Annotated in this window: 17 protein-coding genes; 3 read left to right on the top strand and 14 right to left on the bottom strand. The window is 58.5% G+C overall.

Going from position 1 to position 20523, the window contains the following annotated elements; genetic code table 11:
* Nucleotides 1–343 precede the first annotated feature (343 nt).
* The 11 genes from Q8R10_RS12285 to Q8R10_RS12235 form a co-directional block, all read right to left on the bottom strand.
* Nucleotides 344–559 carry a hypothetical protein gene (locus Q8R10_RS12285; RefSeq protein WP_305654117.1) on the bottom strand — a complete coding sequence of 72 codons (216 nt, stop codon included), beginning with the start codon at nucleotides 557–559 and terminating at the stop codon, nucleotides 344–346.
* Nucleotides 560–641: 82 nt separating this feature from the next.
* Nucleotides 642–1688, bottom strand: a complete 1047-nt coding sequence (locus Q8R10_RS12280; RefSeq protein WP_305654116.1) for an isocitrate/isopropylmalate dehydrogenase family protein — start codon at nucleotides 1686–1688, stop codon at nucleotides 642–644.
* Nucleotides 1688–2332, bottom strand: coding sequence for a carbonate dehydratase (can, locus tag Q8R10_RS12275; RefSeq protein ID WP_305654115.1), 645 nt, complete (start codon nucleotides 2330–2332; stop codon nucleotides 1688–1690). Before can ends, Q8R10_RS12280 begins: the two co-directional genes overlap by 1 nt.
* Nucleotides 2333–2447: 115 nt before the next feature.
* Nucleotides 2448–3272 (bottom strand): alpha/beta fold hydrolase, encoded by an 825-nt coding sequence (locus Q8R10_RS12270; protein ID WP_305654114.1) that lies wholly within the window; start codon nucleotides 3270–3272, stop codon nucleotides 2448–2450.
* A gap of 163 nt (nucleotides 3273–3435) precedes the next feature.
* Nucleotides 3436–3888 carry a ribosomal protein S18-alanine N-acetyltransferase gene (rimI, locus tag Q8R10_RS12265; protein ID WP_305654113.1) on the bottom strand — a complete coding sequence of 151 codons (453 nt, stop codon included), beginning with the start codon at nucleotides 3886–3888 and terminating at the stop codon, nucleotides 3436–3438.
* Nucleotides 3889–4683 (bottom strand): energy transducer TonB, encoded by a 795-nt coding sequence (locus Q8R10_RS12260; protein WP_305654112.1) that lies wholly within the window; start codon nucleotides 4681–4683, stop codon nucleotides 3889–3891.
* Nucleotides 4680–6230: a 2-isopropylmalate synthase gene (locus Q8R10_RS12255; protein WP_305654111.1), complete on the bottom strand. Its 1551-nt coding sequence runs from the start codon at nucleotides 6228–6230 to the stop codon at nucleotides 4680–4682. The genes Q8R10_RS12260 and Q8R10_RS12255 overlap by 4 nt, the downstream gene beginning before the upstream one ends.
* A 245-nt stretch (nucleotides 6231–6475) precedes the next feature.
* Nucleotides 6476–8815, bottom strand: coding sequence for a DUF6160 family protein (locus tag Q8R10_RS12250; protein WP_305654110.1), 2340 nt, complete (start codon nucleotides 8813–8815; stop codon nucleotides 6476–6478).
* Between the two features lie 10 nt (nucleotides 8816–8825).
* Nucleotides 8826–9431 carry a DUF6160 family protein gene (locus Q8R10_RS12245; protein WP_305654109.1) on the bottom strand — a complete coding sequence of 202 codons (606 nt, stop codon included), beginning with the start codon at nucleotides 9429–9431 and terminating at the stop codon, nucleotides 8826–8828.
* Nucleotides 9421–10503, bottom strand: a complete 1083-nt coding sequence (locus Q8R10_RS12240; RefSeq protein ID WP_305654108.1) for a hypothetical protein — start codon at nucleotides 10501–10503, stop codon at nucleotides 9421–9423. The genes Q8R10_RS12245 and Q8R10_RS12240 overlap by 11 nt, the downstream gene beginning before the upstream one ends.
* A 2-nt stretch (nucleotides 10504–10505) precedes the next feature.
* On the bottom strand, nucleotides 10506–11552 hold the full coding sequence (locus Q8R10_RS12235; protein ID WP_305654107.1) for a hypothetical protein: 1047 nt from the start codon (nucleotides 11550–11552) through the stop codon (nucleotides 10506–10508).
* A gap of 292 nt (nucleotides 11553–11844) precedes the next feature.
* On the opposite strand from Q8R10_RS12235, the gene mksB reads away from it, so the two are divergent.
* The 3 genes from mksB to mksF are packed head-to-tail and all read left to right on the top strand — an operon-like array spanning nucleotide 11845 to nucleotide 16660.
* Nucleotides 11845–13113 (top strand): Mks condensin complex protein MksB, encoded by a 1269-nt coding sequence (gene mksB / locus Q8R10_RS12230; protein WP_305654106.1) that lies wholly within the window; start codon nucleotides 11845–11847, stop codon nucleotides 13111–13113.
* A complete protein-coding gene (gene mksE / locus Q8R10_RS12225; protein WP_305654105.1) occupies nucleotides 13110–13829 on the top strand; it encodes an Mks condensin complex protein MksE in 720 nt (239 codons plus the stop codon). Before mksB ends, mksE begins: the two co-directional genes overlap by 4 nt.
* Nucleotides 13826–16660, top strand: a complete 2835-nt coding sequence (mksF, locus tag Q8R10_RS12220) for an Mks condensin complex protein MksF (RefSeq protein WP_305654104.1) — start codon at nucleotides 13826–13828, stop codon at nucleotides 16658–16660. The genes mksE and mksF overlap by 4 nt, the downstream gene beginning before the upstream one ends.
* A gap of 75 nt (nucleotides 16661–16735) precedes the next feature.
* Here the strand turns inward: mksF and Q8R10_RS12215 are convergent, their stop codons facing one another.
* The 3 genes from Q8R10_RS12215 to Q8R10_RS12205 are packed head-to-tail and all read right to left on the bottom strand — an operon-like array spanning nucleotide 16736 to nucleotide 20313.
* The gene (locus Q8R10_RS12215) at nucleotides 16736–19045 is read right to left on the bottom strand and encodes a PqiB family protein (protein WP_305654103.1); all 2310 of its coding nucleotides are present in this window, start codon (nucleotides 19043–19045) and stop codon (nucleotides 16736–16738) included.
* Nucleotides 19038–19661, bottom strand: coding sequence for a paraquat-inducible protein A (locus tag Q8R10_RS12210; RefSeq protein ID WP_305654102.1), 624 nt, complete (start codon nucleotides 19659–19661; stop codon nucleotides 19038–19040). Before Q8R10_RS12210 ends, Q8R10_RS12215 begins: the two co-directional genes overlap by 8 nt.
* Nucleotides 19648–20313 (bottom strand): paraquat-inducible protein A, encoded by a 666-nt coding sequence (locus Q8R10_RS12205; protein WP_305654101.1) that lies wholly within the window; start codon nucleotides 20311–20313, stop codon nucleotides 19648–19650. The genes Q8R10_RS12210 and Q8R10_RS12205 overlap by 14 nt, the downstream gene beginning before the upstream one ends.
* Between the last annotated feature and the right edge of the window lie 210 nt (nucleotides 20314–20523).

Genomic DNA, 20523 nt, shown 5'->3' with positions numbered 1-20523 from the left:
TTTAGCGAGCGCCGCTACCGGTGGCGCCAAGGGTTAAAAGCTATGTCCCAGTTATTGGTTGCAAAGCACAAGTCCCGTAATTTCTAGTTTGTGACCCGGATAAATGCAGGAAAGAGAACGGTTGTGACCCTGCCGGATTGCAGGTGCCACGCTTGTTTCGCGGATAAATCCGTTCCTACACAAACCCGGCACCTGCAACAACTTCATCGACTGCCCCCCTCCTGTAGGAGCGGATTTATCCGCGATTGGTCGGTGCAGATCGCACAAGTACCAAGGCTAATCCCCTCTCGAGAAAGATTTTCGGCCTTCAACGCGTAACGGGTACAGAGCCTTAGCTAAAGGCTTACTGACTCAAGCGCTCCAGCTCACGCCTGACCATTTGCGCAAAGGGCGCCGGGCTCAGCGCGTAAAGCTCGCTGGCAACCCAGGCCAGCCAACGCCCACCCAATCGCTGCTTGGCGGCCAGCAAACGCTGCGCTTCGGCCTCGGCGCGGGCTTGGTGTTGCTGATGGAATGCCGCACGGGATGGTTTGGCGGGCGGATTTGTAAGCTCGGTCACAGGAATTCTCGCGGTAACGTCATAAGGAATGCTACCTAAGCACTGGCAACGCCAAACGCGTGCATAGCCCGATTGGCAGAGATTAAAGCCGGGTCAGTATGCCCTGGCCGATAACGCGAGTGGTCTCGCAGCCGAAGTCTATCCGCCCCTCTTGTTCGAGAAAGTCGCTCACGGCCTGTTCGATGCGTTCGGCCAACAGCGGTTGCTGCCAGTGGTAGCGCAGCAGCAAGACCACGCTGAGGATGGCGGCCAATGGATTGGCGCGCCCGCTGCCGGCGATGTCTGGCGCGCTGCCGTGCACCGGTTCGGCCAGGGCCAAGCCCGAGCCCCAATTCAGCGAGGGCGCCAAGCCGAGGCCGCCACTCCAGTGGCAGGCCAAATCGGAAAGGATGTCGCCGAACAGGTTGCTGGTGACTATCAGGTCGAACGCCTGCGGGCTTTGCACCAGTTGCAAGGCGGCCACGTCGACCAGGCGCTCATCAAGCACGGCGGCGTAACCGGCGGCCTCCAGCACTGCGCGGCAACTGTCGCGAAACAACCCGCAGGTGAGGGGCAGCACATTGGCTTTGTGGACTAGGGTGATTCGGCGGCTGTTACGCGCGGCGGCGATCTGCACCGCGCAGGCGGCCAGGCGTTCGCAGGCTTGGCGACTGATGACCCGCTCGGCGATGGCCACACCGTCGCTTTCCCAGTGCTCGCGGCCGCTGTAGAGGCCTTCGCTGTTCTCGCGCAGGATCAGCATATCGACCCCGGCCTGCGGCGATACACACGGCCAACTGCGCACCGGGCGCAGATTGACGTTAAGCCCCAGGCTCTGCCGCAAGGTCAGAATGGCGCTGCGATATCCCGCTACCGAGCGGCTGGGTGAAGACACCGCACCGAACAGGCCGGCGCCGCAGGCACCCATGCTCGCCAGTGTGGCCGCCGGTACCGCGCAGCCGTGGCGCTGAAAACAATCCCAACCGGCCTCGGCTTCAGTCACTTGCAGCGCTGGTAGTAGCTTGGCCAGCACCTCGACGGCGACCGGCACTACTTCAGGGCCGATGCCGTCGCCGGCGATTACGCAGAGTCTCGGCGGCGCGGCGGACGGCTCAGCATGCCCGGCGGCCGCCCCCGTAGCCGGCGGCATCAGCTCAAACCGAGCGGACGCAGGCGGTAGTGCGGCGGCAGTTGCTCGAGACCACTGACGCTGACGTTGAGGTTTTTCCAGCGGCCATCTTTGATGCCGTAGATGCAGCCATGCACCGACAGTGGCTGTCCGCGATGCCAAGCGTTCTGCACGATGGTGGTGTGGCTGACGTTGGCGACCTGATGAATCACGTTCAACTCGCAGAGGCGGTCGACCCGCTCCTCTTCATCGGTGAATTGCGCCAAGTGCTCGCGCTGCTCGTAATAGAGGTCACGAATGGTCCGCAGCCAGCCGTCGATCAATCCGAACTGGGTGTCCTGCATGGCCGCCCGTACACCACCGCAACCGTAGTGGCCGGTGACCAGAATGTGCTTAACCTTGAGCACGTCTACCGCGTACTGGATCACCGACAGGCAGTTGAGGTCGGTGTGTAGCACCACGTTGGCGACGTTGCGGTGGACGAACAAATCGCCCGGCAACAAGCCGACAATTTCATTGGCTGGCACCCGCGCATCGGAGCAACCGATCCACAAATATTCCGGCACTTGCTGCTGCGCGAGCTTTTCGAAAAAAGTCGGATCTTCTTCTTTAATCGCCTCGGCCCAGCGCTCGTTATTCTCGAACAGGTGTTGTAAATCGTTCATCGCACATGCTCCCTAGAACTCGCTGCGCACCATACGGACAGTGCAAGGGCTTTGACAAGGTCGACTTGGCCGAGGTCACAGCCGAGCCCGGACAGCCGCCGTTGCGCGGCCACGATCAGTTACGACAACTGGCCGCCAGCTGCTGGCACAGCGGCTGCGCGGCATCCAGCAGGCAACTGTAGTGCGAGCGCCCGGCCAGCCAATGCAATTGGATTTGCGGGCCAAACTGAGCAAGCAGCGCCTGGGCCATGCTGACCGGCGCCCAGTTGTCTTGATCGCCGTGCCATAGCTGCACTGGCCCCTGCACCTGCGCCAAACTCGTGGCCCAAGGTTCGACATAACACTGCACATCGCGCACATAGGCGCCGGCACCGCGCGCGAAACACTGACGCTGAACCTCCATCAGCTGTTCACGCAGCGGCGTTTGCGTCAGCAGCTGGGCATCCACTCCGCGTGCGCCCTGAAACAAGCTGCGCAACAGCAGGCCGGTAAAATGCCGGGCCAGCCAGCCTTGATAAACCGACAGCAGCTTAAACAGCCGAGGGTAGTTTTGCGCCAAGGCGAAGGTGTAGCGCCCCGCCCCCATGCCTTGCCAAGAATCCGGCCACTCCAAGGGCGCGGCGGCCGACACCAGCCAAATACCGGCGGCAGGCTTGGGCAGCTGTGCGGCCACGCGCAAGGCCAGACTGGCGCCAATCGAAAAACCCAACAGGTGCACGGGCTGCTCGCCGGCCAGGCGCACCACAGCGGCCGCTAGCTCGGCCAGATAGGCTTCGCCCTGCAAGCTCGGGGCGAGGCTGTCGCGCTCAAGTGCCACGATGCGTAAACCATTGGCCTGCGCCGCAGCCGCCAGCCAAGCGGCCTCGGCGGGAGCGCCTGGGATGCCGTGAAAATAAAACACTGGCCGCCCATCAGGATCGCCATAAGTTTGATAGTGCATCCGTGGCACTCCAAGTTAAGTAAGGCGCTGTACCCGTTAAGTGTTGAACGCAAAGCGTAGGGTGGGCTTTAGCCCACCAAGCCCTTTACCAAGCAACGGTGGGCTAAAGCCCACCCTACAAAATCAATCTTAAGTAAGCCTAATGCGCCGGGTAAAAAACCTTTTAATCAAACAAGGTGCAGGCCATCACCAGCGCGTCTTCATTGCCACCGACGGCCGGGTAGTAATCGCGGCGGCGGCCGATTTCGTTGAAGCCGTAGCGCTCGTACAGGCGGTAGGCGGTCTGATTGCTGGCGCGCACTTCCAGAAAGCACTCGCCGGCCTTGAGTTCCAGCGAGCGCTGCATCAAGCGCTCCAACAACAAATAGCCAAAACCCTGGCCCTGGCTTTGCGGTTTGATGGTGAGGTTGAGCAAATGGGCTTCATCGATGATCAGGTTGATCACACCGTGGCCAACCTGCTGGGTGCCGTCAAACATCAACCAGCATTCATAGGAGTTGAGGCTGTCGGTAAAGATGCCCCGTGTCCAAGGGTGGCTGTAGGCGGCAAACTCGATTTCCAGCACTGCATCCAGATCATTCAGGGTCATGCGGCGAAAGCTAATAGCATCAGTCATTCAATGGTTTTCCACGGCAGCAGTGTGCCAGCGCGGCATTAGCCGGCGCATGCTCTGCCAGAGTTCGGCTTTACGTTGCGGTTCATCCATCAGCAGCTCCAGCCCAGGCAAAGCCCAGGCCGCGCCCAGCCCGTCAATTTGTAGCTCACGGTTATAGGCCGCCTCATCCGCCTCGCCGGCATAACGCACGGCGGGCAAACCCAGCAGCCACAAACAGGCGCAACGCTCTTGCTGCTCGAGCTGTGCGGCGACATAACTTTGCACATATTCCAGCGCCGCGTGCGGGCCTTGATCCAGGCTGCCGCGCGCCAGCAGCGGCCAGCGCACCGGCTCACCTATTACTTGCGGCGCGTCCGGCAGGCCGGCGGCACGCAGTAAATCCTTCAGCAGCAAGTAGGCCGGATCGCGCCGAGTAAAGGCCTCGCCGGTGGGCAACTCGACCAGCAGCGCGCAGCTGCCGGCGCGCAGTAGTTGCAGACTAAAACGCGGTGGCGGCAGGGCTTTGGGCGCAGGTTCTGCCGCTTCGCTTGGCGCCGGCTCGGCCACGCTGGCTGCTCGTGGCGTGGCTTGTGGCCGTGGCACTTCGACCCGTGGCCGCGGCGCCTCAATCGGCGCCGCCGCTGCGGGAGTCGACTGTGCTACGGGGCGCGTCTGTGGCTCGGGCGCCAGCTCGACCGGCGCCGGCGGCAACCACTCGGGCCGGGCCGGCGCGGCAAAGGGCAAGACCTGCCGTGGCAGCCAGCTGACCACCTGCATGGCGCTGAGATAGGCGCGCCGACGAAGTTCGTCGATCAAAGCTCCGCTACCTGCGGGTGCGCCTTGGCAGCACTGGCCTGCATCAGATTGAGCGCATTGATATAGGCCTTGGCCGAGGCGACTAAGATGTCGGTATCGGCACCGTTGCCATTAACGATGCGCCCGCCCTTCTCCAGCCGCACCGTCACCTCACCTTGCGAGTCGGTGCCCTGGGTGATGGCATTCACCGAGTAGAGCTGCAAGATGGCCTGCGACTCGGCGATGGACTCGATGGCCTTGAAGGTCGCGTCCACCGGACCCGAGCCGGTCGCTTCGGCGTTTTGCTCGCCGCCGTCAACACTGAGCACCACCTTGGCCTGGGGCACTTCGCCGGTTTTCGACGCCACTTCCAGGCACACCAGTTTGAAGTGCTCTGGTGCCTCGATGGCGAGGGTATCGGACACCAGCGCTTGCAAGTCTTCGTCGAAGATCTCGTGCTTCTTGTCGGCCAGGTCTTTGAAGCGCGCAAAGGCGGCGTTCAATTCGCTCTCACCGGCCAGCACTATGCCCAGTTCATCCAGCTTGGAACGAAAGGCGGCGCGCCCCGAGTGCTTGCCCATGACCATTTTGTTGGCATTCCAACCGACCGATTCGGCGGACATGATTTCGTAGGTTTCGCGATGCTTGAGCACGCCGTCCTGATGGATGCCCGACTCATGGGCGAAGGCATTGATGCCGACTATGGCCTTGTTCGGCTGCACCGGGAAACCGGTGATCCCGGAGACCATCCGCGAAGTACTGAGAATATGCGGGGTGTCGATATTGGTATAAACCCCCAACAGGTCTTGGCGGGTTTTGATCGCCATCACCACCTCTTCCAGCGCGGCGTTGCCGGCACGCTCACCCAAGCCATTGATGGTGCATTCCACCTGGCGCGCACCGGCGACCACCGCCGCCAGTGAGTTGGCCACCGCCAAGCCGAGATCGTTATGGCAATGCACTGAGAACACCGCTTTGTCGGCATTCGGGATGCGAGTGAGCAACTGCCGGAAGGTTTCGGCGAACTGGTGCGGAATGGCGTAACCGACCGTATCGGGGATGTTGATGGTGCGCGCGCCCGCATCGATGGCGGCTTCAATGATGCGGCAGAGAAAGTCGAGCTCCGAGCGACCGGCATCCTCGCAAGAGAACTCCACATCGCCGCACAGGTTGCGCGCGTGCTTGACCGCATGCACCGCCTGCTCGATCACCTGCTCGGGCTGCATGCGCAACTTGTACTGCATATGGATCGGGCTGGTGGCGATAAAGGTGTGAATCCGCCCGGCATTGGCGCCCTTGAGGGCCTCGGCGGCGCGCTCGATATCGCCATCCAGGGCGCGCGACAAGCTGCAGACCACGCTGTCTTTGATGGTGTCAGCGATCACTTTGACCGCCTCAAAATCACCCTGGCTGGCAATCGCAAAACCGGCTTCGATCACGTCCACGCGCATCCGCTCAAGAGCCTTGGCGATGCGCAGTTTTTCTTCCTTGGTCATCGAGGCGCCGGGGCTCTGCTCGCCATCGCGCAAGGTGGTGTCGAAAATAATGACGCGATCATTGCTGCTCATAACCAACTCCTGACGGGCCCGCCGCCGCGGCAATCAACCTACAAACCGAGGGCTGCGCGCCGGATACAGAGCACGCACCAAATAGAGGGGTTAATTGTGGCTTGAATCGCGACAGGCGCAAAGGCCCGCGAAGGTGCAGAGCTGCGCTACGGCGAGGAAACAGCGAAATATCGGCGTTTAGCGGCCCCGCACGGGTGAATCCAAGCTCAACAGCGCTTGGATTCACCCACACCGGCGGATAAGCGCTAGTTGATCGGTGTGGCGGTCAGGTTGGCGCGAATATCGGCGTTCTGCGCCTTGATGCCGTACATCGCAGTGACCGCGCCGCCAGTTGGATGGACGTTCTGCAGGCGCTCGACGTTAATTTCCTTGAAGTGAATGCGCCCATTCACCGCAAAGCCCAGCGGGTCTGGAGTTACATAAGTGCCCGCATTGGCGCCGGTCTTGAGCTTCACTCGGGTTGGCGCAACGTCCAGGTTGAGGTCGGCATTCACGCCGTAGGTGTTGGCGTCCGGATTGCTCGGGTTACCATCAGAGGTATAAAAATTATCCAGCACCAGCTGGCTGCCCGTGCCGTTAATGGCTTTGCCGTTGGCATCCGTGCTGCGATCAGTTTCAACGATCAGCTGATTGCGCTTCTCGTTGCTCGACACCTGGTTATTGGCCACTGTGCTGGTGTCTTTGACAAACACGTTCTTCAACTTGACCGTCACCCCTTCATTGCCGCGATCTTCCCAGCGGCCACCGGCAGCGCTACAGACACTCGAGCTGGCGCCACTGGCACCGACGCAAAGCGCACCGGCACCACCCGAGCTGAGCGTCAAGGTTGAGCCTTGCTCGTAACGCTTGAGCACTATGCGGCCCAGGCTGACACCGGCAGTGCGATCACCCCAGCGCACATCGGAGACATCCAGCTTCGACCAATAGGTGCCTTTGCGCAGCTCGATGCCGTTATTGCTGACATCCAGCGAGCCGTCGCGAAAATGCATGTCGTAACTGGTGCCCGACAACCACAGGCCTTTGCCATTTTCGTCCACCGTCAGCGCCGCGTTGCCCTCGGTCACCAAGAAGTCAGCGTTATAGCGCAGCCCGTCGCCGACACTGCCGCCCGGCCGAATGGTCAGCTGACCATTGAGGGTGAAGTCGTACGCCGGGAAGACCTCCATCAGCACCAGCAGCTCGGTGCCTCCCTGCAGTGGCGAGGCTGCACTGCCGACCCGCAAGCCGTCGAAGCTGTAGCTGCCTTTGACGTTATTCAGGCCAAAGCGCAGGCCATCGAAGTGACCGTTGTAGTTGCCTTTACTCATGTCGCTCTGGCTGCCGGCGTAACAGCTGGTGCTAACGCCTGCGGCGCAACTCTTGGTCAAGTCGAAACTGAACTGCCCCGTGCCGTTGGTGCGCAAACCACTGAAGTAAATGCTGCTGCCGTTATCGGTCAGCGATACCGAGCTGTTGGCCAGGTTCCAACTCAGATCGGTAGTGACGCCCTTGAGACCTGAGTTTGGATCGCCACCGGCACGTAATTTGAGCCAGTTTTGCTTGGCGCCCTGGTCGATAAAATTTAAATCAAACGCCAGGCTGCCGAGTTTTTGATTGGTCGGATTACCAATAATCAAGCCGCCCAGCGTGGCGTTAATCTTGAGGTCTTGAAAAGCCACCTTGGCGTAGCTACCGACGCCATCCTGCTCCAAATCGATGCTCAAACCCGAGGTACTGCTGAGCGTGCCGGCGAAGTTCTCGGCGCGCAGCACACCCTCATCCTGATACTGAAACAGGCTGTTAGCGATGCTGATATTCGGCGTGATGCGCAAGCCTTCGCCACTGGCGCCACCGCTGCCGATACTGATGCTGCCGCCCAGGCGCAGGTCCATATTGAGCTTGCCGAAGCTGCGACTGGCATTGGCATCGCGCGTGTCTGGCGCACCGGGCGTCGCCAGCACCCCAGGCACTGGGTCACCGTGGGCAAGGTCCAGGCCGATGCCGGCAATGTTGGCCACCAGGCGCGAAGTGCCTAGATCCAACTTAACTGCGTTAGCGCTGCCGCCGCCCACAATGTCGATGTAAGCATTATTCAAATAGGTGTCAAAGGAGGCACCCTTAACGATCAAGTCGAAGCCATTGTCGCGGTAGTAGAAGGTCACATCGGTGAGCGACAGCTTGCTGTCACCGACCGCAAAACCACTGACGCCGCTGGCTCCACCGCCTTTTAATTTCAGGCTGGCGCCCAAGGTATAGAAGGCCCGAAAGCTGCCGAAGCTTTTGCCACTGCCGGCCATTTCGATGTTCTCGACACTGAATACCGAGGGGCTGGCACTGTGCTCAATCTGTAGCTGATCACCGACTACGTCGATGCTGGTGGTGGAAACCGAGGCGCCGCTTTGTGGCCGGCTGCTGACTCCTTTGACACTCAGGGTCTGACCATCCTGGCTGTAATTGACGCTGGCCGCCGACCAACCACCACCAGTGGTTTCCATGCTGATGCCGTTTTGGCCAGACACTCCCGCCAACGACACGTCATCCAACACCTGCATCGCTTGCGCCAAGGGGCTCAGAACCAGGGGCAACCACAGCCAGTAACTACGCATCAGCCAGCCCTCAATTGGTTGGAAACACCAGAACATTGCCCTGCATGCGGATGGTGCCGTCGATCTTGGCCGAGAACAGATTGGTCTGCTGGAAGGTAGCGTCGCGGCTTGCCGCTCCAACGGCATTGTTGCGCCACTCGCCCTTGCTCGCGACCGCGACCGCGAAACTGGCCTGCTTAAACTTGACCTCATTAGGCAGCCCGAACTCCAGCACATCCTGATTAAAACCGACGCCATCTCCGGCAAAACCACTGTTAATCACCCGCGTGCGCAGGGTCAGCCCCTCGAAGCTGAAGATACCTTTGATGTTATCCAGCACATACCAACCACCATTTTGCTCGGAGCGAATCGCCACCCGCAGGCCGCAGCTTTCCGGCGTGCTCGAACCCTTGGTGGCGCAACTGCGCTCACCCACAGTCCAGCTCGCGGCATTGGTGGTGGCAGGCGTACTCCAGAGCGGCCCACCATCCTTGTTAATACTGAACTCACCGGACAAATACACCCCGCCCTGACCGCTCACATCACTCAGCGAGGCGTCCGCCAGTGGCTGCAGTTCGGCCTGGGCAGAGCCTGCCAACAGGGCCAAAAAACCCAACACAAGACGCTTACAGATCATGGCTGGTGGCCTTTAAGTAGTTGAAGCTGAGGCCGCGAATTTCATTGCTGCCAAAGTCGTAACCGCCCGTTGGGGCCTGACCGGCACCCGGACGAGTACCGCCAAAGTTGAGGCTATCCACCACGATATTGGTGCGCGGGGCATTGGCGTAAAAATCCTCGGCGCGGGTCTTGCCGACGCCACTGCGGGTATCAACCGCACCCGCCCCAGGACTCAGTGGGTTCACCCCAGCAGCCAGAACCGGGTTAGACAGTTCAAGCACAAACTGGCCATTACTGATGACATCCAGCAGCAAGGGTTGGGTTTTGCCATAGCCCAGCGAAACGTTGGCGTAGGCATTGGTCAGGTAAATACTGCGCGCCGCCTGTTCGGCGGCCGAGGTGCAATTAGTAGTACCGGCAGCGCAGGACATGATGTCGATAGTTTTGGCAAAGATATTCAGCCGCGCTTCACCAACCAACTGAGCCCGCGCACCATCCCCCCACATGCGCAGGTAGGAACCATCCATCGCCAGCTCGGTGATATCCACATTGATAATGTCGGTGCGCCCACCCGGCACCACGTTAAAATCGAACCGCACGCCCATATCGACTTTTTCTGCGGCGCGACTCGAACAGTTGCTGCCTGCCGCAGCAAAACCTGAAATACAGGCATTGCCACCCGTGGCCAAGCGCTCGGGAAAGGCAAACTCAAGTACCGCCAAATTGCTCGGAGTGGTCTGCACGAACTGGCCGTCATCACGCAAACTGCGCAACTCTTCGCCTTTGGCCAAATTGAGCGTGAAGGGGTGATTGAGGCGTCCAATGGTGACCGGATTGAGAATCGCACCTTTATTACTGCCGGTCGCGCCGAGATAAAACTCTTTGACCGAGATCGGCACGTTCTGGCCACTGGCATTGGTGATGTCGTTGATGGTGATGGTGGCTTGGCTGGCATCCATCAGCACTTGCTCCAGCACTATGCCGATACCGGCACCTTGCACCGCAGACAGTTCGCCGTCTTCCATGGCCACCATCTCGGCCTGCACGCTGGCGATACCGAGCAACCCTAATAACGGCAATAATTTACCCATAACTAGCACCCCCGATCCGGCGTACCCAGGCAGGTATCAACCCGCGGAATGCCACCAAAGGCCTGATCAAAGTCGATAGTGATAGGCGCCACCAAATTGCCGTTGGCATCTTTGAACTTGGGAATATTCAGATAAGCGCCGGCCAGGGCGGTCTTGTAGGTGTTGCTGTCTAGATCTTTCCACGCTACCGCCTGGGTTTGCATGGAGATAAAGAAGCCTTTAGCCGCCCCCTCGATAGTCGCGGTGCCTGGGTTATCCACAATGGCCGAATTGCCAACCGGCAAGGACTGGAAATTGGTCAAAGGAAAGCAGGTATTAACCCCCGAAACGGCGCAGTTCTGCGAGGTAAACAGGCCCAAAAGTGCATTGGTCAAACCACCCAAACAGCCGCTGGTGCAATTGAGTTTGCTGCCATTTGGCATGCCTGACATAGTGGCTCGCACAGGATCTAGATTACCCGAACCATTCACCAACTCGGCATCGGCCTCCATGAGGCTGGAGGGATACACCCCGGCCAGCCCCAACAAAGCATCGGTATACCAGGGCGCTGCGTCATAAATCGGTTGTGCCGTGCCCTTAATGTGAACCGGCACGCTCCCCGTCAGGTTCTTGATATCCCCCGACAAGGTGCCCTTGGACTCGGCAAAGCCAACCCGCAGCCCGACAATTTTATTGCCCGAATAGGCCATTTCGATAAAGGGGTCATTAATCATGAATGGATTAATTGTCCCAGTTGCATCATTCACGCTACCCAAGGCAAAGTTATTGATCAATATGTCAGCGGAATTTGCCGCCTCGCCCGCACGCGGGTAAAGCCCAAGCTGCAGCTTGTTCATATTCATCTGGGTTTCGACCTTCAAGCCCAGATTGATCCGGGTGTAATCGATCCCAGCATTGCTCTCGGCATTTAGGTTAAGAAAGCCCTGGCCGGACACCGCCGCCAACTCGCCATCATTCATCGGTTCCATGCGCGCTTGCGCCGCGCCGGCCAGCACGCCGGCAGCCAGCAGGGTCAAAGCGCGAAAACATAACCGCGAAGATGCACGCATAAGAAATTCCTTAAAGGATCGCGAGCCGGAAAGTGACGACTCCTCGCATGTAGCCACTATAGGGACCGCCGCGCCAGAAACGCCCAACCCATAGTCGAGAAAACCAAGGCTCCCGGCCTTCGCCTCACAAACAATTGCGCGCAGGCGTTACCCATCACCCCAGCGGCGTAACACCTGTGTCACCCAGCCCGCCAAGGCGACAAAGCCCGGCCGGCAACTGCTGAATTTAGCGGCCCATACAGTACAATCAGCGCCTTTGTGTGTTTCAGCCCTCTGCGAGACCGTTTTAGCGATGATCGACCCCAAGCGCGTGTTACGTGCCCTTGCCGAACACTGGAGCCTGCTTGAACCGCTGTGTGAGCGCTTCGATCAGGGCACGCTGAGCCTCAGCGATTTGCGCAAGCAGCTTGGCAATCAGCTGGTCGAGGGCTCAGCGACCGATATCACCGCCCTGCTCGACCAGTGGATTCGCCTGGACATCTTGGTGCCGGTGGCCAAGAGCCCGAATCGCTTCGAGCTGAATGCGCAGATCCATGACTTTCTCGCCTACCTGCGCCGCGAGCACCGCCTCGGCCTGTGCCTGGAGATCGAGGCCTATCTGCGCCATCTCGAGCGGCTGGCCAGTTACATCCAGGACGCCTTCGAAAACCGCGACAGTCATGACCTAGCCCGCCAGCTGCGCCTGCTCGATATGCGCGTGCGGGATGTTTTAAAGAAACTCACCAATGACGAACAGGCGCTGGTCGGCGTCGCCGAGCGGGCCAAGACCAGTGACCGGCAAATCCCGCTGCGTCAGCGTTATGCCGAGGTGCTGGCGACCTGGGACGAATACGTCGAACCGATGATCCAACTGGTGGCCGCCGACGGCGCCTTCGAGCAAGGCGTGCAGCGGGTCGAGCAGGTGCTCCTGCGCCTGCTCAGCGAGCAACAACGCCTCGGCCAGTTGGTGGATGACGACCTGCTGCTGCGCACCCATGCGCGCATCCTCGAGATGCAGACCAGCGCCCAGCTGACCTTGCGCCGCGCCCGCGTGTTGCTGTTGCCGCTGCGCGAAGAGGCGCGCCGGCACAACGCCGTGACCCGTGGCGCGGCCCTGGCGCTGGCCGCCATCCGCCGCAAGGGGCTGGACGCCGTGCCGCAAGCCTCGCTGCCGTTGTTTACTCGGCCACAAAGCGCCTTCCTCGGCACTGCCTCGCAGGTTGAGGCCTATGTCTACGCGCTGGCCCGTTTCGAGCCAAAACCGGCGCAGTTCCCCAAATCCAGCGGCCCGCGCGGCGGCAAACCCACACAAGCCCCGCACACCGCCCGCGAGATGCTCGAGCGCTGCGCCAATGCCCTGCCGATGCCCGACCTGATGCTCTGGTTGCTGGAGCAAGAACCTGAGGGCGCCACCGATGAGCTGCTCTATTGGTTCTCGCGGCTATCCCGCGACAGCCGCTTCCAGCGTGAACGCCTGAGCCGGCGCGACTACCTGACCAGCGAACATCAAGTCAGCCTGAGCTCTTACGCCCTGTCCAAAAGCCACAGCACGCCTACACCTGCAGGAATAATTACCCGATGAATCTTGACCTTTCTGAGCTGAGCCTGCTGGCGCCGATCTTTCGCGAGCTGTTCAAGGGCTACCATGTCAGCCGCCGCGATGCCGAGCTGTACAGTCAACTGTCGAACCTGCAAGACGCTTACCGCGCACTGTTCAAAGCCCTGGGTTTCGAGCTGGTATGCGACCCTCGCGGCTTCTATTACTTCGTCCCCGAGCAAATCGGCGCCCAGGTCAACAAGACCGCGCAACGCCTGGCGCTGTTCACCTTTATCATCGTCGAGCACCTGGCCGACCAAGGCCGCGATCCGCTGGCGGTGCTCGACGGTGGCAGCCTCGGCAGGGATGAGTTACCGCCGCTGCTGGAGAAATACCGCGAGCTGTTTCTGCAAGCCGAAGTGCAAACCCAAGACGAGCTGGAAGAGAAAGTCATGCGGCGTATGACCCAGCTCGGTTTTGCCAGTGAAGACAACGGCGTCTACCGCTTTCTGCCGCCGATGCACCGCTTCCTCGATGTCTGCCTGTCGGTACAACAAGACCGCGACCTAGCCGCCAGCCTGCACAGCGCCCTGCCGCTCGCAAGTATCGAGCTGCCCAGTCCGCACTTGCTGGATGACGACAGCGGCGAGGAGATTATCGAGATCGACACTCTCGATGAAACTGGCACCGACACCGCAGCAGAAACGGAACAGCAAGCCATGGCCCGCGCCATCGCCGAAGAGCAGGAGCTTGACGCATGACTCAGCAACGCTACGGCATCCGCCGCTTCGCCCTCCTGAATACCGCCGGTTACAGCCTCGGCCTATTCCCGCTGGAACACCCGCTGTCGGTGTATGGCGCCAACAACCTGGGCAAGAGCGCGGCGATCAACGCGCTGCAGTTCCCGATTTTGGCGCGCATGTCGGACATGAGTTTTGGCAAGTACAGCCTGGAACAGTCGCGCAAGTTCTACTTCGCCAGCGATACCAGCTACATCCTGGTGGAAGTGGCACTGCCCCACGGCCCCCACGTGATCGGAGTGGCCGGGCGCGGGCCGGGCGGCGGTTTTGGTCACCAGTTTTTCGTCTATGCCGGCGAGCTGGACCTGGCCCACTACCAGAAAAACGGCACCTGCCTGCGCCAGCGTGAACTGTTCGCCAACCTTGAGCGCGAGCAGATCAAGGCCTACGAAGTGAAGCCCGACGAACTGCGGCGCCTGCTGGTCGGCGGTCACACCTCGATCCCACTGGACCTGACGCTGATTCCGTTGCGCTCCACCAATGAGCAAAGCCTGAAAACCTTCCGTGCCTTGTTTATCAACCTGCTGCACATGCGCGAAATCACCGCGGCCAAACTCAAGCAATTGTTCATTGATGCCTTCGAGCACAGCCTGCGCTCGGGCAGCGTCGACTACATTGCCGCCTGCGAAGAGGCCTTCCGCGATGTGCGGCGCATGGAGCAGGACTACCAGGCCCTGGTCGCCGCCGGCCCGTTAATCCAGGCCTTGACTGCCGGCGTGGCGCAGCGCGAACTGCTGCGCGGCAAGCTACATCGACTCTCGCCATTACTGGATAACCTGCTCGGCGCCTGGCAAGACTACAGCGGTGCGCGCCGCGAAGAATTGATCATCCAGCATGAGCATTACCGCGCCCAGCAGGACGGCCTGCAACATGAACAACGCGCCGGCACCAATGAGCTGATGCGTCTGGAACGCGAGATCAGCGAGCTGCAACGCTGGCTGGGCGAATTGGCGGTGCTTAATAATCGCTTTGCCCTACTCAGCGACGCCCACCCGCTTGAGCAGCAATTGCTGGCCGTCAAAGATGCTCACGACGAGCTGGCCGGCGCCCTGGCGCAATCACGCCAATTCAGCAGCGAGGACCTCGACCAGCGCTTGCACGAGCTGGAGAAGCGCCTTAAATCGGTAAAACAACAGCTCGAACATGCCGACAACAACAGCTACGCCCGGCTGCGCGAAGAGTTTACCCAGCAAGACGTAGAGCGCCTGATGCGGCTGTTCAATGGTGCGTTGTTCAGCCTGCCGCTGGGCGAAAAAGGCATTCAGCTGGATGACGGCGACGCCTGGGTACAATCCCTCAGCCAGGTGCTGGATGGCTTTAAAGGCGAGCAGTTTGTCGCCCCCGGCCTGTCGATCGACCTCTCGCACATCGAGCCACCAGCGCTGCAAGCCTTGGCCGACCGAGCCGCGCTGCGCGATCAAAAACAGCGCCTGGACAAAGAACTCAAACAGCTCAAGATCCAACAAGCGGTGGCCGCCGACCGCACCACCAGCAAGGTGCAAGCCGAGCAGTTTTATCAGGACGTATTACAGGCGCAGAAGAATCTCGAAGACTATCGTCGCAGCCAGACCCTGAGCGTCGAGGAGGCAGACAAACTCGAACAACTGGCACTGCTGGAGGCGGCCCAGGATCAGCTCAAGCGCAGCAGCGATGCCTTCACCGAGCGCGTGCAACAACTGTCGGCCAAACTGCAACTGGTCGGCCGACAACTCGCCGACCTCGAAGCCAAGGAACGCACCCTGGAAGACGCGCTGCGTCGTCGCCAGTTGCTGCCCACCAATCTGCCCTTCGGCGCGCCCTTTCTCGACCCGGTCGACGATTCCCTCGACAACCTGCTGCCGCTGCTGAACGACTATCAGGACAGCTGGCAAGGCCTGCAACGCATAGACGGCCAAATCGAAGCGCTGTACGCCCAGGTACGCTTAAAAGGCGTGGCCAAATTCGACAACGAAGACGATGTCGAACGGCGCCTGCAACTGCTGATCAACGCCTACGCCCATTGCCAGGACGAAGCCATTACCCTGGCCAAGGCCCGCCGTGCTGCGGTCACTGACATCGCCCGCACCCTGCGCAATATCCGCAGCGACTACGACAATCTCGAACACCAACTGGCGCTGTTCAACCGCGAGATCAACAAGCGTCAGGTCTCCAACCTGGCAAGCTTTCGCATCGTATTGGCGCCGAACAAGGACGCCCTCAAGCATATCGACCAGATCATCCACAGCGCCGGTCAGTACGAAGAAGGAGAAACCCTCTCGGTGTTCGATCTGACCCAATCGGTCGAACAGGACTCGCGCAACGAAGAGGCCAAGGAATATCTGGCCCGTCTAGTAGCCGCCAATCACAACCAACTAGGGCTTAAAGATTTGTTCGAGCTAGCCTTCGAGATTACTAAGGTCGGCGGCGCGCCTGTGGTGCACACCGACATCGACGGCGCGGCCTCCAACGGCACCACCATGACCATCAAGGCACTGACCAACATGTACCTGTTGCTGCACCTGATGGACCGCGAACGCGCCGGACAGATTCGCCTGCCTTACTACCTCGACGAGGCGGCAGACATCGACGAGCGCAATCAACAAGCGCTGCTGGAAACCAGCCTGCAACTGGGCTTCGTGCCGATCCTGGCCAGCGTTAAACCGCAGGTCTCCGCCCATGTGGCGATTGACTTGGAGGCTGGCAGCGGACCGCAGGGAATCTATCTGGATGAAGCGGACTGGAAATATATCCGCCAGCGCGAGCAAGCCAGCAGCGCGCCTAGCGCAACTGCGGCGGACGCCACTCCGGCCTGAGAGTGCAGCGGACCGATTATTCAACCGCCATAAACAACTAAGGCCGCATTCGCGGCCTTAGTTGTTTAAGTGGCGCTACTTACCCAGCGCAATCTTCGGTGACCACTGCAGCCACTCATCCTTAGGCTCGGCGTTAAGCATAAAGGTTTGCCCAGGGCGCGCAGGATTTCCCATCAGCGGAACATCCGGGGTGGCGAAGGAAATGCCGCCTTCAAGCATCGACTCCAGCGAATCGGTGCGCAGCTTTACCCCTTTGAACAAACCTGCATCGACGCTGACCCCACTGGTATTCCAAAACTTCGTACCGCTGTGCACTAAGGCGGCATAACGCGGGTCAATCAATACATGCAACAAGACCAAATCGGAAGTGGGTCCAAGCTCGTAATCCAATACTTTACCCACCGGAATTTCACGATAACTGATCAACACGCCGGGCTTGATCGAGCCGCGGGTCGGCGTGCTCAACACCAGCTTCAAGCCCTGCTGCGAAGGGCTACTGGCTGTGGTGGGGGCTTGCGATTGCGCGATAAAGCTTGTTTGCGCGGCGGCTCCAACCGGAGCGGGCTGCACATCCAGGTACTGGCCAGTTACCAAGGTGTCCAGATTAGCCAAACGGACCAAACTCACCTCGGGCTTGACCACCCAGAACTGACTGCCCTTGCGTGCAATGCGATCAGCAGCTTTAAATATGCGCGCATGCAAGATGACCGACTTGAGATCATCGGTCAGTTCAACCTCATCAACTTTGCCGACATCAATGCCTTTAAAGCGAATTGGCGTACCCACATTCAAGCCATCACCGCTGCCGACCTGAATAGTTACTTCAACACCTTTTTCCAAGGCCTTATCACGATCCGCAAATAGATTGAATTGCGGTAAACGACCCTTAGGTGAAGCTGCTTTAGCATCTGGTGTTTCAAAGGTTATGCCGCCAACCAGTAAGCTCTGCAACGACTCACTCTTAACTTCGATACCTGACAAACCGCCCGTTAAGGTGACACCGCTGGCATTCCAAAAGCGCGTGGAACTGTTTATCAGCCCGGAAAACTCAGGGTCAATATGCACGCCCAGCAGCACTTGTTTACTATCGGCCGAGAGCCGATAACTTTGCACTGCGCCAACTTTCATTTGTCGAAACAATACCGGACTGCCCACCGACAGCGAGGCAAGTTTGCTACTGATTAAAACCAAGTGCAGGCCTGGCGCGTTTAAGTCCATGGCGGGAGGCTTGGCCAATGCAATGAACTCACGCTTGCTGCGAGCGATTTTTGCACCTGGACGGATGGCAATGTAATTGCCCTTAACCAGCGCCTCGATACCGGAGATACCGCCGAGCGAGATCGATGGCTTAACCAGCCAAAATTCAGCCCCCTCGGTCATATAATCTTCAGCCAGCGGATCCATTAATAATTCGGTGTTAGCACTAACCAGATCATCACTAACCTTAAGCTTTTTTAACAATCCAACTTGCACACCATTAAACATAACCGGCGTGCTACCGGCGCTTAACCCGTCATAGCTTGGAAAATTAACCACCACTTTGAAACCGGACTGCGCCTCCTCGAAGTCGTTATACAAGCGAAACGGCAGACTCGGATCGGTCGGCGGGCTGTCCCCACGATTCTCGGGTGTGGCAAAAGAAATCCCGCCGGCGACGATACTAGCCAACGATTCAGTGCGCACTTTAATACCGCTAAGCGAGGCATCGACAGTCACCCCACTCGAATTCCAAAAGCGCGTATGTTTACGAACTAACGCAGCATATTCCGGCTCGATAAAAACTTTAATATTTACGTTTTTACTATCCTCGGCCAGCGCATAACTGCGAACCCGACCGACTTGAATCTGCTTATAAAAAACTGGACTATCGCGATTAAGCGAGCCAAGGCGCTCCGACTTAAGCGTAATGTGCAAACCTGGAGTACTTTCGGCTAGGGGGGGTACATCATTGAGCGCAACAAATTCACGCGTCGGCTCACCATCACCTGGGCTTGCGGTTATGTAATTTCCAGAAACCAAAGTTTCCAAACCGGTGATACCTGCCAGACTGACACTGGGTTTTACCAACCAAAAACGTGTATGCGTACGCAGATACGGCTCAACACGCTTGTCCACTTCAAGCGTGGCTATCACGCCCTTGTCTTTGCCATCCATAGCAAAGTCCATGGAGATGACCTTGCCGATAGTCATGCCCTTATATGAAAATTCAGTTTTACCCACCTGAATGCCATCAGCAGTAGAAAACGCTATTTTTATTTCGATACCCGCCTTTTGATACGCCTGCCAACCAAGCCAAGCGCCGATCAATAAGGCCACCAACGGCAGCACCCAAATTGCCGACCAGTTAGACGCAGGGCGAGTCTTAGCCATAGGTATATCACTCATGATCGCTGTCGGACTCCGTGTTATCCCAAATTAATCGAGGGTCAAATGTTACAGCGGCCAGCATAGTCAACACCACCACACTGCAAAATGCCACGGCACCAAACCCAGCCTCAATGCTGGCAAGACTGCCAAAATTAACCAATGTCACTAAAATTGTAATAACGAAAATATCCAGCATTGACCAGCGGCCGATCCACTCAATAAAACGATACATCCAACCGCGCTGGCGCGCCGACAAGGGTTGATGTCGCTCCACTGAATAGAGCAACAAAGTTAGACCTACCAATTTAAAAGTCGGCACCAAGATACTGGCCACGAAAACTATCAGAGCAATGGGCACCATATCGTAATGGATAAGTTCAATAACCCCCGACATGATGGTGTCCGGCTGCCCTTTACCCAGCGAGTACACCGTCATAATCGGTAAAAAGTTAGCCGGGATATACATCAGCGCAGCAGTCACCAGTAATGCCCAAGTTCGCCGCAGGCTGTCGGTGCGTCTGGCGTGCACACGCGCACCACAGCGCGTACAGTCCTGGCCAACGCTATCCGGTATTTGCCGATTTAACTGATGGCACTCCACGCAGATCAAGATCCCCGCATCAATGGCCCGCATGCGAGTCCTTCCCAGACAGGGCTTCCCAAATTTGATGCGGCTCCATAGTCACCTCCAACCACACCTGCACTAATAACAAAGCGACAAAGCACGCCAATCCAAAATCTAGGGTCGGCGAAGCAATATCAATAAGTTTAACAATGGAAACTAAAATCCCCATCAAATAAACCTCAAGCATGCCCCACTCCCGCAGATGGTGATACATGCGATATAACAACAACCCACAACCACGACCAACATTCAGGCAGATACTTAACAGCACCAGAAACTGGATTAATAGCTTAATCAGCGGAATAACCATACTGCAAAGAAATACCACCAGCGCAATGCTTTTAAGCAGACCGCCAGCATCATACAAACTCAGCACGCCGCTCCAGATTGTATCTTCGGAGCTTTGCCCAAGAACATTGATCTGCATAATTGGTAAGAAATTTGCCGGCACATACAGCAACAAGGCGGCAAGAACTAGCGCAAGACTGCGACGGATAACCTTATGATTATGGCTATACAGCACAAAGCCACAGCGCGGACATTCAGCCCGATCACCCGCGGCCAGCTGCGGCTTACGTAACAGCATGTCGCATTCATGGCAGCCCACCAACTCCTCGAGCGGCAGATCCGCTACTTGCTGTAGTCCCACTGAATCAGCCATCAGATAACACTCAAAAAAGCCGTAAGGTGTGGGCGCACATTCTGCCTGCGGAAAATGAAATTTAGTAATTTTTCTGCGCGCAAAGACAAACCCCCGACCATCTTACGATGATCAGGGGTTTGGTGTTTAAGCTTGACGATGACCTACTCTCACATGGGGAAACCCCACACTACCATCGGCGATGAATCGTTTCACTACTGAGTTCGGGAT

The sequence above is a fragment of the Pseudomonas sp. genome (assembly GCF_030698175.1).
Taxonomy (GTDB): Bacteria; Pseudomonadota; Gammaproteobacteria; order Pseudomonadales; family Pseudomonadaceae; genus Aquipseudomonas.
This window is presented reverse-complemented; position numbering and strand designations above follow the sequence as displayed.